This is a genomic window from Flavobacterium rakeshii (assembly GCF_009741375.1).
Taxonomy (GTDB): domain Bacteria; phylum Bacteroidota; class Bacteroidia; order Flavobacteriales; family Flavobacteriaceae; genus Flavobacterium; species Flavobacterium rakeshii.
Window position 1 is genome coordinate 51,540 of the sequence record NZ_WOWP01000011.1, and the last position, 16,437, is coordinate 67,976.

Annotated in this window: 16 protein-coding genes; 11 read left to right on the plus strand and 5 right to left on the minus strand. The window is 37.6% G+C overall.

What is annotated here, in order from left to right; all coding sequences use genetic code 11:
* Positions 1 to 196 precede the first annotated feature (196 nt).
* From GN157_RS02835 to GN157_RS02850, 4 genes are all read right to left on the minus strand, one after another.
* Positions 197 to 772 carry a hypothetical protein gene (locus GN157_RS02835; protein ID WP_157481615.1) on the minus strand — a complete coding sequence of 192 codons (576 nt, stop codon included), beginning with the start codon at positions 770 to 772 and terminating at the stop codon, positions 197 to 199.
* 94 nt (positions 773 to 866) lie between these two features.
* A complete protein-coding gene (locus tag GN157_RS02840) occupies positions 867 to 1,421 on the minus strand; it encodes a hypothetical protein (protein ID WP_157481616.1) in 555 nt (184 codons plus the stop codon).
* A 70-nt stretch (positions 1,422 to 1,491) separates the two neighbouring features.
* Positions 1,492 to 3,984 (minus strand): DUF5686 and carboxypeptidase-like regulatory domain-containing protein, encoded by a 2,493-nt coding sequence (locus GN157_RS02845; RefSeq protein ID WP_157481617.1) that lies wholly within the window; start codon positions 3,982 to 3,984, stop codon positions 1,492 to 1,494.
* 73 nt (positions 3,985 to 4,057) lie between these two features.
* The gene (locus GN157_RS02850) at positions 4,058 to 5,035 is read right to left on the minus strand and encodes a pyruvate dehydrogenase complex E1 component subunit beta (protein ID WP_157481618.1); all 978 of its coding nucleotides are present in this window, start codon (positions 5,033 to 5,035) and stop codon (positions 4,058 to 4,060) included.
* Positions 5,036 to 5,311: 276 nt separating this feature from the next.
* Here GN157_RS02850 and GN157_RS02855 point away from each other — a divergent pair, with 276 nt between their 5' ends.
* The 8 genes from GN157_RS02855 (at position 5,312) to porT (ending at position 11,077) form a co-directional block, all read left to right on the plus strand.
* Positions 5,312 to 6,058 (plus strand): electron transfer flavoprotein subunit beta/FixA family protein, encoded by a 747-nt coding sequence (locus GN157_RS02855; RefSeq protein WP_157481619.1) that lies wholly within the window; start codon positions 5,312 to 5,314, stop codon positions 6,056 to 6,058.
* 24 nt (positions 6,059 to 6,082) lie between these two features.
* The gene (locus GN157_RS02860; protein WP_157481620.1) at positions 6,083 to 7,051 is read left to right on the plus strand and encodes an electron transfer flavoprotein subunit alpha/FixB family protein; all 969 of its coding nucleotides are present in this window, start codon (positions 6,083 to 6,085) and stop codon (positions 7,049 to 7,051) included.
* Between the two features lie 97 nt (positions 7,052 to 7,148).
* Positions 7,149 to 7,760: a bifunctional nuclease family protein gene (locus tag GN157_RS02865; RefSeq protein WP_157481621.1), complete on the plus strand. Its 612-nt coding sequence runs from the start codon at positions 7,149 to 7,151 to the stop codon at positions 7,758 to 7,760.
* Between the two features lie 74 nt (positions 7,761 to 7,834).
* Positions 7,835 to 8,659 carry a thymidylate synthase gene (locus GN157_RS02870; RefSeq protein WP_157481622.1) on the plus strand — a complete coding sequence of 275 codons (825 nt, stop codon included), beginning with the start codon at positions 7,835 to 7,837 and terminating at the stop codon, positions 8,657 to 8,659.
* A 39-nt stretch (positions 8,660 to 8,698) separates the two neighbouring features.
* Positions 8,699 to 9,070 (plus strand): 2TM domain-containing protein, encoded by a 372-nt coding sequence (locus GN157_RS02875; RefSeq protein ID WP_157481623.1) that lies wholly within the window; start codon positions 8,699 to 8,701, stop codon positions 9,068 to 9,070.
* Positions 9,070 to 9,558: a dihydrofolate reductase gene (locus GN157_RS02880; RefSeq protein WP_157481624.1), complete on the plus strand. Its 489-nt coding sequence runs from the start codon at positions 9,070 to 9,072 to the stop codon at positions 9,556 to 9,558. Before GN157_RS02875 ends, GN157_RS02880 begins: the two co-directional genes overlap by 1 nt.
* An 84-nt stretch (positions 9,559 to 9,642) precedes the next feature.
* Positions 9,643 to 10,371 (plus strand): bifunctional demethylmenaquinone methyltransferase/2-methoxy-6-polyprenyl-1,4-benzoquinol methylase UbiE, encoded by a 729-nt coding sequence (ubiE, locus tag GN157_RS02885; protein WP_157481625.1) that lies wholly within the window; start codon positions 9,643 to 9,645, stop codon positions 10,369 to 10,371.
* Between the two features lie 4 nt (positions 10,372 to 10,375).
* Positions 10,376 to 11,077, plus strand: coding sequence for a type IX secretion/gliding motility protein PorT/SprT (gene porT / locus GN157_RS02890; protein WP_035133946.1), 702 nt, complete (start codon positions 10,376 to 10,378; stop codon positions 11,075 to 11,077).
* Here the strand turns inward: porT and GN157_RS02895 are convergent.
* Positions 11,064 to 11,804 (minus strand): TrmH family RNA methyltransferase, encoded by a 741-nt coding sequence (locus GN157_RS02895; protein WP_157481626.1) that lies wholly within the window; start codon positions 11,802 to 11,804, stop codon positions 11,064 to 11,066. The genes porT and GN157_RS02895 overlap by 14 nt on opposite strands.
* A 39-nt stretch (positions 11,805 to 11,843) precedes the next feature.
* On the opposite strand from GN157_RS02895, the gene tamL reads away from it, so the two are divergent.
* From tamL to accD, 3 genes are read left to right on the plus strand one after another with little or no spacing between them, the layout of a single operon-like run.
* On the plus strand, positions 11,844 to 14,414 hold the full coding sequence (gene tamL / locus GN157_RS02900; RefSeq protein ID WP_157481627.1) for a translocation and assembly module lipoprotein TamL: 2,571 nt from the start codon (positions 11,844 to 11,846) through the stop codon (positions 14,412 to 14,414).
* A gap of 48 nt (positions 14,415 to 14,462) precedes the next feature.
* Positions 14,463 to 15,530, plus strand: coding sequence for a class II fructose-bisphosphate aldolase (gene fbaA / locus GN157_RS02905; protein WP_035133950.1), 1,068 nt, complete (start codon positions 14,463 to 14,465; stop codon positions 15,528 to 15,530).
* 35 nt (positions 15,531 to 15,565) lie between these two features.
* Positions 15,566 to 16,420, plus strand: coding sequence for an acetyl-CoA carboxylase, carboxyltransferase subunit beta (accD, locus tag GN157_RS02910; protein ID WP_157481628.1), 855 nt, complete (start codon positions 15,566 to 15,568; stop codon positions 16,418 to 16,420).
* The last annotated feature ends 17 nt before the right edge of the window (positions 16,421 to 16,437 follow it).

Genomic DNA, 16,437 nt, shown 5'->3' on the forward strand with positions numbered 1-16,437 from the left:
TTAATGCAAAAAATACTGTTTACAAAGCAACACCCCTATTAAAAACACTGGTTAGTAGTGTATTTACATAAATTTAATAGGGAAAACCATATTATTTTACACCTCTACCCTAAATCAATCCCGAATTAATGAAAAAAGCCCTCTTTAAAAAAGGGCTTTAAACTACTATACGTATTAACTATTAATAAAAACTACTTTAATCTGAGTAAGTAAAAGGATTTCCTGCCTCATCCTGCTCACACCAGTAAATTGTACATGGTCCTTCATCACAGTAAGGAATAAGTTTACCCGCATGTTTTATAAACCTGATATGACATCCGTTTGGACATCCTATACAAAAAGCAACAAACTCCATATTAGGATCTGTACCTAGCTCAACTGAACCAAATCTATCTGAAGATAACATTACATTTGCCGAAACAGCTCTTCCGTCTGCCCTAAGCCCTGTTGAGCCTACAAGAAAATATCGTGATTCACCAGGATCGTTATCTGCTGTTTTTTTTACAATAGAAATATTCTGAACCTGATCTGTATATCCCTCTGATTTAAAATATTCATTAAAAGCGATAAGCATATCACTTTCAGCAACAGCTAAAACAGCCTGACCATTTTGAATCGTTACAAGCGGACCTCCCCATATAGAAGACCTGCTTTTAAGATTAACTGAGGTGTCTCCGTTATTCATATCAACATTAGAATTGTCATCACTACAGGACACAAAAGCCAGAGAAACAAATAAAAACAAGAGACCTAATAAGGTAATTTTTTTCATAATAAGGCAAGGTTTAATTTATATAACTGATACTATTTCAAACGAAAATAATATATTTTGTTCATCAAAACTCCTAACTAAATGTTAAAAAGCACTACTTACTTCTTTTAAGCATAAAAGCGCCTTCACGCTTAATGCAATCAGTACACGCCTGAGAACAGGAAAGACTAGCCCTACCATTATCATAAGCAACTTCTATATCATTATCCACACTCCCTTTACACATTATGACCAACACAACATCATCAGGCCCATAATAATATAATTTAGAGTCACGCATTACAAGTAAAGCTCCAAATTTTATTTTTTTATCATTACCGGATGCCAGCACCATGTAAAAATCATCATCTGCTTCTTCAACATCTGCTTTCTTAATTTCAATAGTTGTTACACTTCCTTTTTTACCGGTAAATGATTTCCACTTTTCAAGAAAAGCATCATAATCAGTATATTCAATTTCACCATTTTTAATTGCAGCAACAGGAGCATCAGTAAAGTATCTTTCAACAGGGACCGCATTTTGTTCCGGCACTACAGTGATTTCCTCAACAACTCCCTGCGAATTACTTTGCTCTTCTTCTTTTTGCTGCTTACACCCCAAAAACACTAAGGTAAACAGAGTAAAAACGCATATAGCTATGCTTTTCATATAGTAAAGATTAATGGACAACTAGGTATTCGATACTAAAATACAATTTTTTTTATACCAACAAAGGATATTAAAAATGAAAACCAAAAGTTCCTTTAACAGCAAACTTGTTAATATCCGGTAAATCAAGGTAACTACCTCTCCAAGCAAAATCGATACGGAACACTTTAAATATATTCCCTACACCCGCATGATACTCCCAATACACATCTTCAGGAGCACGATAAGTTATACTTGAAGCATTTAAATCGATGTTTCTTTGAGAAACTGTACCATATACTCCTTTAATACCAACTATCTCCCTTAGGTTAAGTTTTCTTAAAAGCGGGATTCTGGCAAAAAGCCTACCGTTAAAGTTATGCTCTAAATGTAACGAAACATACTCGTCGGCAGCAAACTCATAGTAATTCATCAGGTTATAAGTGTTCTCTATAATAAAGTATGACTGGTTACCCGGCACAATACCCATTAATCCCAGCGGAACAGCACCAAATATTTTACCAGCCTCCAGTGTGGTAAACAACCTACCGAACCCACCTATAAGCACAGGCTGCCTATAATAGAATTGTAATTTTTGATATTCAAAATCACTATCAAACAGCTTTACTCCCTGTGTAAAATTTAAGTACAGTCTGGCATAATTTAAATCAACATCACTACGCTCTACACCATAACCTATTGTTCTTCTTCCAGGCGTATAATCTGCGTGCAAACTATACTCATACTGATTAACCCTACTCCTTACCCCCTGTGACGGATCATTTGGATCTATATAATAATCCATATTAAAGGTTTCCGGCGAAGCCGACTTTAATGTCCTGTAAGAGAAACTTGTTCTGAACAGTAAGTTTTTAACCGGTTCTATTTCTGCCGAAAAAGTAGTTAATCTAATATTGGTTAGCTTACTATTATCACCACTGGCAAAAAGAGAAGACGAAGCAAAGCTACGACCAAGAACATCGTTAGTAGCGGTAAGGCTTACCCCGGTTTGCTCTATATCCCTTCGGTTACCTCCAGACAGGATAATCCTGTTCTTTTTGTTCACCATCCATTTACCGGAGATTCCATATTTAAACTTATTATCTTTAAAACCATAGGCCGTATACCCTTCTACCCTCCAGGGATCGTTTTGACCAAAGTAAGTACGACCTCCGGTTCTTACCCTTATTCCTTCAACATCATTATAACCGAAGGTGGAGAAAATAGGCCCGTAATCAAAATGATTTATCTGATAATAACCGGACCCCAACGTTGCGACGAGATTATACATTTGCTTAAACCTCGGTACGGTTTTAAGAGTATCCAGCATTTTATATATAGCCCTCTCGTCTTTATTGAGCGACTCAAAACGGTTTTCTGCCCAGTAATCATCTGACTTGTTATTCACAGTTTCATCATACTCATTAACTTCTTTATGATAAAAATCAGATGGCTTTTTAATATCAAATTCATAGTTCTGGAAAAGCGTGGTTCTTTTACCGTAAACCCCTTTAGAGCCTTCTTTTTTCCTAAGTGCAAAATCAGACATCATATGATCTCGCGTTAACAGGAAGACTGAATCATTCATTACCTCAAACTCCTGTTCAATATAAATATCTTTTACCCAGTTAATATTAGCACTTTTACTGGCAGACATTACAATTTTCTTTATGGCAAAAGTGGTATCATTTACCCAAAAATTACCTTTAAAAGTAAGTTCGTTTTTACGCCTTGGGTAGAACACTATATTATAGCACCATTTGTTATCTACATACGAGCTGTCGTGCAATACATAATTATACACATTAATACCTGTACGTGATAACGGGCTCACAAAGTCCTTATCAAAAAATTTAAGGTAATTATCGTAAATATCATAATCAGCATACAGGTCTTTTATAAAAGCTATTATTTGCTGATTATCACTAAAACCAGAGTTTTTATTAGCCTCTGTTATTTCTTTACGACTGTTTGTAGTATTATCTCCATACACTTTACCAATATTTTCATTAATAAATATTGGCAGATACGTTTTACCGGTAACACTAGAGGTATCTACATGATCAAATATAAACTCCATACCTTTAAAAAGCTTTTTCTTAGTAAAGGCACTATCTATATTATTCATATCAAACTCCACCTTTTCATACTTATCAAACTGGTACTGATCAAACATCCTCAGTCCGTTTTTCCTTCTTCGTTCCCAAATTTTACGAAGTATATCTATGGCAGGGTTATTCTTTTTTGAGGTTTTACCTGAATATAGCACAACTTCATTCAGCATTTGCCCCTCACCCAAAACCACTTTAAGGTCGTAGGTACTTTGTTTTTGAAGCTGTATATCTTTTGATTCGTATCCTACAAAAGAGATTTGTATTTCCGTGTAGGTATTTTGAGACTCCAGATAAAATTTCCCGTCCTCGTTAGTTATTACACCTTCGGCTGTCCCTTTAAAGTAAACATTAGCATACGGTATAGGCTCATTACCTTCATCTAACACTATTCCGCTAACTTTAGTTTGTGCTGATAAACAGGCCGTAAACGCAATAAACGCTACCAGTAAAAAAAGTATTTTCTTTTTCATATATGCTATAAACAAAAAACTTCATCATATAGTATGATGAAGTTTCAAATATAATCAGATTTTGTATGAAATCTTATTTATACATAACTTTCTTAACTGCTTTTACAACATCTTCAGAGTTTGGTAACCACTCTTTAAGCAATACAGGAGAGTATGGTGCCGGAGTATCGGCAGTTGTAATTCTTTGTACAGGAGCATCAAGATAATCAAACGCTCTTTCCTGAACCATATATGTAATCTCAGAAGCTACACTCGCAAATGGCCAAGCCTCTTCAAGAACTACAAGTCTGTTTGTTTTTTTAACAGAGTTTAAAATCGTATCATAATCCATTGGACGAACTGTTCTAAGATCGATAATCTCACAGCTTATACCTTCTTTCTCTAATTCATCTGCAGCAACAAAAGCCTCTTTGATGATTTTACCGAAAGAAACAATAGTAACATCCTTACCTTCACGCTTAATATCGGCAACACCTAACGGAATAGTATACTCACCTTCAGGCACCTCTGCTTTATCACCATACATTTGCTCTGACTCCATGAAGATTACAGGGTCGTTATCACGAATAGCCGATTTTAAAAGCCCTTTTGCATCATATGGATTTGAAGGAACTACAACTTTAAGACCCGGAGTATTAGCAAACCAGTTCTCAAAAGCCTGTGAGTGAGTCGCAGCAAGCTGACCTGCAGATGCTGTAGGACCACGAAAAACAATTGGCATTGTAAACTGCCCTGCAGACATCTGTCTCATTTTAGCAGCATTGTTTATAATTTGATCAATACCCACTAACGAGAAGTTAAATGTCATGAACTCCACAATAGGGCGGTTACCGTTCATGGCAGAACCTACTGCAATACCGGCAAATCCAAGCTCGGCAATAGGAGTATCGATTACCCTTTTAGGGCCAAACTCGTCCAGCATACCTTTAGATGCTTTATAAGCACCGTTGTATTCGGCAACTTCTTCACCCATTAAATATACTGACTCGTCGCGACGCATCTCTTCGCTCATTGCTTCGCAAACGGCCTCTCTAAACTGTATAGTTCTCATGTAATATTGTATTTCTTAATTTTATGATTGGCAAAAATAAAGATTTTATATTTATTTCTGTCTCAAAAAATACCAAATAAATCCCCCTGTTTTTCTTCTGTTTTAAGCAATTAAAATTCCGCAATTATCAAGCTAAAACGTATGCGTTTTTCATAGTATTTTAAATTTTAACAGCATTTTTTTAAAAAAAGCATATTTATTATGCATGCATAGTTTTTTATTTAAATAAAATTATTAACTTCGTAACCGGAAAATAATCTTTATAACTTTATAAAAATGAAAATATTAGTTTGCATCAGCCACGTGCCTGATACTACTTCCAAAATCAACTTTACCAACGGGGACTCAGAATTTGATACTAACGGGGTACAGTTTGTTATAAATCCTAACGACGAATTTGGTTTAACCAGAGCAGTTTGGTTTAAAGAGCAACAGGGAGCAAACGTTACTGTTGTGAATGTTGGCGGACCTGACGCAGAGGCTACTCTTAGAAAAGCCCTTGCTATTGGTGCCGACGAAGCTATTCGTGTAAACGCTAACCCAACCGACGGATTTTTTGTTGCAAAACAACTTGCTGAAGTTGTAAAAAGCGGAAATTACGACCTAGTAATTGCAGGTAAGGAATCTCTTGATTATAACGGAGGAATGGTACCGGGTATGCTTGCAGCAAACTTAGGTTACGACTTTATTAACTCATGCATTGGTTTAGATGTAAACGGAACCGATGCTAAAGCTGTAAGAGAGATTGACGGCGGTAAAGAAACTCTTAGCGCTAAACTTCCTCTTGTAGTAGGCGGACAAAAAGGACTTGTAGAAGAAAAAGACCTTAAAATACCAAACATGAGAGGTATTATGCAGGCAAGACAAAAAACACTTACAGTACTTGAACCTGTAGCGGCTAACAACGCTACACAGGCTGTGAAGTTTGAAAAACCGGCTCCGAAATCGGCTGTGAAACTTATTAGCCCTGATAACCTTGATGAACTGGTTAACCTACTACACAACGAAGCTAAAGTAATCTAATTCAAATTTAAAATTATTACGACTATGTCTATCTTAATATATGCTGAATCAGCAGAAGGTAAATTCAAAAAAACAGCTTTCGAGCTTGCTTCTTACGCTAAGAAAGTAGCAGGTGAAACAGGAAGTACTGTAACTGCAGTAGCTGTTAATGCTGCCGATGCTTCTCAACTTGGAAAATACGGAGTTGATAAAGTATTAAACGTAAAGAACGACAAACTAAATTCTTTTAACGCTAAAGCTTATGCTGATGTAGTTAAGCAGGCAGCGCAAAAAGAAGGTGCTAAAATAGTACTTCTTTCCTCTACTACAGACAGCCTTTACCTGGCTCCGCTTGTAGCCGTAGGTCTTGAAGCAGGTTATGCATCAAACGTAGTTGCTCTACCGGAAAGCGTTTCTCCTTTTCGTGTTAAAAGAAATGCTTTCTCTAACAAAGCTTTCAATGTAACAGAAATAAACACTGACGTAAAAGTATTAGCTATTGCTAAAAACTCTTTCGGACTTATTGAAGCAGCAGCTGCCGCTACAGAAGAAGAGTTTGCTCCGTCATTAAATGATAACGACTTTACTATTAAAATTGAGTCTACAGAAAAAGTAACAGGAAAAGTAACTATTGCTGATGCCGAAATAGTAGTTTCGGGCGGACGCGGACTTAAAGGCCCTGAGAACTGGGGACTAATTGAAGACCTAGCTACTGCACTTGGTGCTGCAACGGCATGTTCTAAACCGGTATCAGACCTTGGATGGAGACCTCACTCTGAGCACGTAGGACAAACCGGTAAACCGGTGGCTTCTAACCTTTACATAGCAGTAGGTATCTCGGGAGCTATACAGCACATTGCAGGTATCAACTCCTCTAAGGTAAAAGTAGTTATAAACACTGACCCGGATGCTCCTTTCTTTAAAGTTGCAGACTATGGTGTTGTAGGTGACGCTTTTGAAGTTGTTCCTAAGTTGACTGAAAAAATAAAAGAGTTTAAGGCTCAAAACTCATAATTTTATTATAAATTGTGCCCATTAAAGGGCTATCTGAAACAGATGGTTTTATATTTGTTCAGATAGCCCTTTTTATTTGAAAAGAGGAACGATTTTTATGAGCTTAGTTAAACTTACTATTAAAGGGATTTCGTACAGTCAAACACAAAACGGCGCGTATGCTCTTATCCTGAATGAGGTGGACGGTGAACGAAAATTACCAATTGTGATTGGTGCGTTTGAGGCCCAGTCTATCGCAATAGCGCTGGAAAAAGAGATTAAACCGCCAAGACCCCTTACCCACGATCTTTTTAAAAACTTTGCAGACCGTTTTGACATCGTAGTAAAGCAGGTTATTATACACAAACTTGTAGACGGTGTTTTCTTTTCGAGCATTATTTGTGAACGCGACCGCATTGAGGAAATTATTGACGCCAGAACTTCTGACGCTATTGCACTTGCCCTGCGTTTTAATGCTCCTATTTTTACCTATAAAAACATTTTGGACAAAGCCGGGATTTACCTTAAAATTAATCCTGAGCCGGATAATCCTGAAAGTGAAGATGTACTTTCAGAACCGCAAACTTTCGGAACTGAAGAAGTTTCGGGTGAAGGCTATTCACAGTACTCCATACAGGAACTGTATGATATGTTGGACGGCGCAGTGCAAAATGAAGACTATGAAAAGGCAGCTAATATAAGAGACGAAATATCTAAGAGAGAGAGTTAATTTGGTTATTCGTTAATTCGGTTATTTGAGAGTCAAATCAACAAATAACCACATAAACAAATCCACATAAAAAAATGAAGCAGTATTTAGATTTAGTGAAGCATGTAATGGAGAACGGAAACCAAAAAGGCGACCGTACAGGAACGGGTACTAAAAGTGTTTTTGGTTACCAAATGCGTTTTGACCTTAGCGAAGGTTTTCCGCTTGTTACTACAAAAAAGCTACACCTTAAATCTATTATATACGAACTGCTTTGGTTTTTAGAAGGCAATACCAATATTGGTTACCTAAACGATAACGGTGTAAAGATATGGGACGAATGGGCTGATGAGAACGGCGATTTGGGTCCGGTATACGGTCACCAGTGGAGAAACTGGGACAGTCAGGAAATAGACCAGATCAAAGAACTTATAGACACCCTTAAAAACAACCCTAACAGCCGCAGGATGCTTGTTAGCGCATGGAACCCTAAAGTACTGCCGGACACTTCTAAATCATTTGCAGAGAATGTAGCCGAAGGCAAGGTAGCACTACCTCCATGCCATGCTTTCTTCCAGTTTTATGTGGCCGACGGAAAATTATCATGCCAGTTATACCAAAGGAGTGCCGATATCTTTTTAGGCGTTCCGTTTAACATTGCATCATACGCATTACTTACCATGATGATTGCTCAGGTATGCAACCTTAAACCGGGAGATTTTGTACATACTTTTGGCGATGCTCATATTTACAACAACCACATGGAGCAGCTGGAACTTCAGCTAACGCGTGAACCAAGACCGCTGCCTAAAATGATACTTAACCCTGAGGTTAAAGATATTTTTGACTTTAAATTTGAAGACTTCACATTAACAGATTACGATCCGCATCCACATATTAAAGGAGTTGTGGCCGTGTAATTATTTTTTTCCTATCTTTAAGTTATATAAAACTAACTTATGGAACCAAATCAACAGGAGTTGTATGAATATGCCCGTAAAAGGGTAAAGCAGAAGAAACGTGTTTACTTCCATTTTATACTGTTTTTTGTAGGCAGTATTTTTTTATACATTATAAACAAATGGCTTAATGTAAACCCCGAACAGGACTGGTACTTATGGGCTATTACCGCATGGGCATTTCTGTTTATAATGCACTTTATAAAAGTATTTGTTACCGAGAGTTTTATAAACAAGAAATGGGAACAGGAACAAATTGATAAACTTGTAGCCAGACAGGAACGCAGGATAAGTCAACTTGAAAAGAAACTGGAGAAAGACAGCGAAAACACACAAACCGAAACCGATAATACTACTACCCCAACAGAATAATGACTATTACCCTTATAGCTGCTGCAGCAGAAAACAATGCTTTAGGAAAAGACAACCAGATGATATGGCACCTGCCGGATGATTTTAAACGCTTTAAGCAGCTAACTTCCGGACATTATATAATAATGGGACGCAAAACGTTTGACAGCTTACCGGGAATGCTTCCAAACCGTACCCACGTTATTATTACAAGACAACAGGACTACACTGCCGAAAACTGCATTATAGCCAACAGCCTTGAAGAAGCTTTAAAAGCCTGCCCGCAGGACGAGGAGGTATTCATAATAGGCGGTGGAGAGATTTACAAACAGTCCCTACCGTTTGCTAATAAGATAGAGCTTACCCGTGTACACGGCACCACTCCCGAAGCAGATGCTTTTTTCCCTGAGATAGACCTCAACAAATGGGAACTCACCGAAAAAGTACATCATCCAAAAGACGAGAAACATAAGTTTGACTTTACGTTTGAGACTTTTGTAAAGAAATAGAATTTGGTTTAAACCAAAATGAGTTTAAGTCAATAACAACGCATTACAAAAACTATTTTTATCTTTGCGCCGTAAATATTTGCAATGTCACAAAACGTAACCCCTTATAAAGATTCCCAACTGGGAAAAAAAGAACAGGTAGCCCAAATGTTTGACACCATTTCAGGTAAGTATGACGGGCTAAACCGCGTAATTTCTTTTGGTATTGATGTTAAATGGAGAAAAAAAGTATTGAAACTGGTATCGGACACAAAACCCGAAACCGTTCTTGATATTGCCACAGGTACGGGTGACCTTGCCATTTTAATGACACAAACCGGAGCAAAAAAAATTACCGGACTTGACATTTCTGCAGGTATGCTTGAAGTAGGCCGAAAAAAAATAGCCGAAAGAAAACTTGACATCAAAATTGATATGGTACTGGGCGATAGTGAAAACATTCCGTTTGAAGACAATAGCTTTGACGCAATCACCGTAGCTTTTGGGGTTCGTAATTTTGAAAACCTTGAAAAAGGTCTTTCAGAAATCTTAAGAGTACTTAAACCGGGTGGGATTTTTGTAATACTGGAAACATCAGTACCCACAAAAACACCTTTTAAACAGGGATATAAATTCTACACCAAATACATATTACCACTAATAGGCAAACTGTTTTCTAAAGACAAATCGGCCTATGCTTACCTTAGTGAATCGGCCTCAGTTTTCCCTCATGGCGAAATGTTAAACAATATTTTGAGAAAAATTGGGTTTATAGAGGTGAAGAACAGACCACAAACAATGGGTGTGGCTACAATTTATTCCGCTTCAAAGTAATACAATGAAAAGATATTTAATATACCTTATCCTTATATGTGGTATGCAAGGCCATGCCCAGCTTAAAATATTTGGTAAAGACCCAATTATACACCTTGAGAATTTTGACAAACAAAGGGTTCACTGGGGGTACTTTTTAGGCTTTAACAGCTATGGCTTTAAAATGGATTACATTGATGATCCGGTAACCGATATTGTAGTAAAACAAACTACCGGATTTAACGTAGGACTTGTAGGAAACCTAAGGATTATGGAGCATCTGGATCTTCGTTTTGAACCGGGACTATACTACACTCAAAGAGATCTTACTTATCCTGACATTGAACGCCAGAGCGACGCTTTAAGACAGGCAAAATCGACTTATATCCATTTCCCGTTATTACTTAAGTTTTCTGCAAAAAGAACAGGTAACATAAAACCATACCTTGTGGGAGGCTTTTCAAGAACATTAAACCTTTCGAGTAACGCTTCGTCTCTTGACGACAACTACTCAGGGACTTTCAGGATGAAAAAATGGACTACCAACTATGAAGTAGGATTTGGTATTGATTTATACCTGGAGTACTTTAAATTTTCACCGTCTATTAGAGGTGTGTTTGGACTTAACGACGAACTTATTCGCGATAACAACCCAGACAGCCCATGGACAGGAAACATAAACTCCATGAAAACAAGAGCTATTTTAATCAACTTTACTTTCCACTAAAAGAGCGCCTAAACTCGCTTAGTATTATTGCAGTAGCTGTAGCCACATTAAGGCTTTCGGTTTTTTGTATAGCACCAAAACGTGGTATGGCAATTTTATCGGTTACGGTTTGCTCTATAGTTGCTGATATTCCGTTTGCCTCGTTCCCAAAAACAACAATACCGTTTTCAGGGAGTTGTTGAGTATAAATATTTTCACCATCCATAAAAGTACCATATACCGGTAATGACGTATTTTTAAGATACTCTTCTAAATCAGTATAAACAACATTTACTCTGCTTATGGACCCCATTGTAGCTTGCACCACTTTTGGATTGTAGACATCAACACAGCCCTTAGAGCATACTAAATGGGTTACACCAAACCAGTCGCACATCCTTATAATGGTACCTAAATTCCCCGGATCACGCACCTCATCAAGCGCAACTATAAGTCCGCCGGTAGGCAGTACCTCATTTTCGTCAGGCATTAAAAAAACAGCCAAACAGGTATTTTGTGTAGTAAGCGCACTAATTTTTTTCAGCTCGGCATCAGTCACCTCTACCCTTTTGGATTGAGGTATTGCATTAAAATCGTTTTGCGTGGTAAACAACTGATGTAATTCAAAATGCGAGTTTAATAGCTCTTCCACCACTTTAACACCTTCGGCAATAAACATTTTATGCTCCTTTCGGTATTTTTTTTGCTGTAAACCCGTTATTGTCTTAATTTGGTTTTTACTAACCATAAAAAATGTATTTTTGAATTACGATTTAGAGTCCTGCCCTTGAGAAATAAGATAACAAAAATAGCACTTATTATATTAACCGCTTCTGTTTTATTTTCATGTTCCCTAACTAAAAGGGTCCCTGATGATAAACAGTTATTGCGTGAAACCAATATAACCGTAAACGACAAGAAAGTAAATGATGAGGATGTAACCAATCAGTTATATCAGTTACCTAATAGCGATGTGCTTGGACTTAACATCAGGCTGCACATGTATAACTGGGCAACACCTAACCCCGATTCATCATACCAGGCATGGCTAAACAGGAAACCTAACCGCCGTAAAAGATACACCGCCCTGCTTTCAGACAAACAGGTGCAGCGTTTAGGTCAATCGTTTTTTGTTACCGGTATAAGTAGTTTCCTTAAAAATGTTGGCGAACCTCCTGTTGTTGTAGATGAGAAACGCACTAAAAGATCGGCATCCAGGCTAAGAGCTCATTATTTCAGACAAGGGTATTTTCGCACACAGGTAGATTACAAAATAGACAGCATTGCTTACAAAAAAGCAAAAGTAAGCTACACAGTAAATACCGGTAAACCTTATATAGTAGATTCAATATCTACACAAATTGCAACCCCGGTATTGGACTCACTTTACCAAACTACAAAAGACAAATCCCTTATCAAAAAAGGAAAACAATACAACCAAAATGATTTTTCGGGAGAACGTGACAGGATTACAAACTATTTTCTAAATCACGGGGTTTACAATTTCCAACCCAACTATGTTTCATACAATATAGACACAATTGGAACAGGGTATAAAGCAAATGTAGAGCTATTAGTTACTGATGAGCTTATAAGAACACAGGATTCTACCTACACAAGACCTTTTAAAATATACACCGTTAAGGAAGTTAACATATATACCGAAAACCCAAATGGCGAAGAAACACCCGCTATAGACAGCACAACCTACAAAGGCTTTAATATATACAGTAACGGAAAACTTAACTACAGACCAAAAGCTTTGACCGATCCTGTATTTGTTACTCCGGGAAGCACCTATGCCGATTTTAGACGTACACTTACCTACAGATACCTTAACAACCTTAGCGTATTTTATTACCCTAAAATAATATATGAAGTAGACCCTAACGACTCTACAGGAACATCGCTTATTACAAATATATACCTTAAGCCGAAAGATAAGTTTGATCTTTCTACCAGCGTAGACTTTAATCACTCAAACATTCAGGATTTTGGTATACAGGGTAATGTTACTTTATCTGCCAGAAATGTTTTTAGAGGAGCCGAGGTATTAAGTATCAGTACAAGGGGCAACATCGGCTCATCAAGAGACCAGGCTATTAAGGATCGTTCTTTCTTCAACATTCTTGAATATGGTGCTGATTTACGACTGACTTTCCCGCGAATATTTTTCCCTCTCAATACCGACAGGATAATCCGTAAGGAAATGATCCCCTCTACCACTATGAGTTTTGGTATCAGCAGGCAGCAAAATATTGGGTTGGACAAAGAGAGCTTTACCGGAATATTAAATTACAACTGGACACCTAAAAGAAATGTTACTGCAAAACTTGATTTACTTAACATTCAATACATCCGTAATGTAAATCCGCAAAATTACTTTAACGTTTATCAATCGTCATACTCCCGATTAAACGATTATGCACTACAGTACCAGTCGCAGGTTGACCCCGATTATTTCACGACCAATCCGGACACAGGAGAAGAAGAGCTAATTATCGAATCAGGAACTAATGGCTTTATAAACGATGTTAAAAACGAAAATGTAACTGTAAGCAACGAAGACTTCAAAAGTATTAATAGCCTTGAGGAAAGAAGACAAAGGCTTACAGAAAACAATCTGATATTTGCTTCAAACTTTACTTATACCACAAGTACAAAAGAAAACCTTTTAGATAATACTTTTTTCATTTTTAAAACCAAACTGGAAACGGCAGGCAACTTCCTTACACTACTTTCCAGATTACAGGGTGATAAAAACATGAATGAAAACGGAAGAAGAACCTTTGTAAATGTGGAATACTCGCAATATGTAAAAACAGAATTCGACTTTATAAAACACTTTGACTTAAGGCGCGGAAAAGTACTTGCCATGAGAGCCTTTTTTGGTATCGCTATACCTTATGGGAACTCCAACTCAATTCCGTTTACACGAAGTTACTTTGGTGGTGGGTCTAACGATAACAGAGCATGGCAGTCTTACAGCCTTGGACCGGGACGAAGCGGAAGCCCTAACGACTTTAACGAAGCTAACTTCAAAATGGCTTACAGTGCTGAATTACGTTTTAACATATTTGGGCAGTTAAACGGCGCCGTGTTTGGCGATGTAGGTAACATTTGGAATGTTTTTGATAATGAGGAAGACGAAGACTATACCTTTAACGGTATTCAATCCTTCCGCGACCTGGCTTTTGGTTCGGGTTTTGGATTTAGATATGATTTTAATTTCTTTGTAGTCCGCCTTGACCTAGGTTTCAAAACATACAACCCGGGCAGGGAAGTAAACGACAGGTGGTTTAAAGAGTATAATTTCTCCCACTCTGTCCTAAATGTCGGAATTAATTATCCGTTCTAAATTTAAAAATACTATTTTTGTAAATTAATTTTAAAAATCTATAAATAAATGGCTCATAATATTAAACCCGGGGTTGCAACCGGAGATCAGGTTCAGGAGATCTTTCAGTACGCTAAAGAAAAAGGATTTGCTCTACCGGCGGTAAACGTAACGGGATCAAGCACAATAAACGGAGTACTTGAAACAGCTGCAAAATTAAATGCACCGGTAATCATTCAGTTCTCTAACGGCGGTTCGTCTTACAATGCAGGTAAAGGATTATCTAATGACGGTCAGAAATCTGCCATTTTAGGTGCTATTGCAGGAGCAAAACACATACATACACTTGCAGAAGCTTATGGAGCTACTGTTATATTACATACAGACCACTGTGCTAAAAACTTACTACCTTGGATAGACGGTTTACTTGACGCTAGTGAAGAGCACTTCAAAGCTACAGGAAAACCACTTTTCAGCTCTCACATGATTGACTTATCAGAAGAGCCTCTTGAGGAAAACATAGAAATTTCTAAAAAATACCTTGAGAGAATGAGCAAAATGGGCATGACCCTTGAAATTGAATTAGGTATTACAGGAGGTGAAGAAGACGGAGTAGATAACTCTGACGTAGACAGCTCTAAACTATATACTCAGCCGGAAGAAGTAGCTTATGCTTATGAAGAACTAAGCAAAGTTTCTAACAGATTCACTGTAGCGGCTGCTTTTGGTAACGTACACGGTGTATACAAACCGGGTAACGTAAAACTTACACCAAAAATCCTTAAAAACTCTCAGGATTACATTCAGGAGAAATACAACACAGGTGTTAACCCTGTAGATTTTGTTTTCCACGGTGGTTCAGGTTCTACACTTGAAGAAATCAGGGAAGCAATTACTTATGGTGTAATTAAAATGAACATTGACACTGACCTTCAGTTTGCATTTACAGAAGGTATCCGTGATTATGTTTCTAAAAACATTGAATATCTTAAAACTCAAATAGGTAACCCTGAAGGGGCCGATTCTCCAAACAAAAAATACTACGATCCAAGAAAATGGATGCGTGAAGGAGAACTTACCTTTAACGCAAGGCTTGCAAAAGCTTTTGAAGACCTGAACAACGTTAATACCCTATAATAATTAGGGCCGTATAACTAACTAATATTTGTAAAATGGCTTGGTTTAAAAGAACGGAAAAAGGAATACAAACACCAACCGAGAACAAGAAGGATGTACCTAAAGGATTATGGTACAAATCACCAACCGGTAAAATTGTTGATGCCGAAGAATTGGCAAAAAACTTTTATGTAAGCCCTGAAGACGGATACCACGTTAGGATAGGCAGTAAGGAATATTTTGAAATACTGTTTGACAATAACGAGTATGAAGAACTTGATGCCGATATGACATCAAAGGATCCTCTTAAGTTTGTGGACACCAAAAAGTATGGCGATCGTTTAAAAGACGCTCAGGAAAAAACAAAACTTAAAGATGCCGTTAGAACCGGAGTAGGTAAATCTAAAGGAAAAGACATCGTAATTGCATGTATGGATTTCGCTTTCATCGGCGGATCTATGGGAGCTGTGGTAGGTGAAAAAATTGCAAGAGCAATTGACCACTCTATCAAAAACAGAATTCCTTTCCTTATGATATCTAAATCTGGTGGAGCAAGGATGATGGAGGCTGCTTATTCACTTATGCAGCTTGCTAAAACATCAGCTAAACTTGCTCAGCTTGCAGATGCTAAAATACCTTACATCTCTCTATGTACAGACCCTACAACGGGTGGTACAACTGCATCATACGCGATGCTAGGAGACGTAAACATTTCAGAACCGGGAGCTCTTATCGGGTTTGCAGGTCCACGTGTAGTAAAAGACACTACAGGTAAAGACCTACCTGAAGGATTCCAAACTGCAGAGTTTGTATTAGAACACGGTTTCCTTGACTTTATCACTCCTCGTAGAGAACTTAAAGACAAGGTTAACCTATACCTTGACCTTATTCAAAATCAACCGGTACGATAAATAAACAAATAAAAATG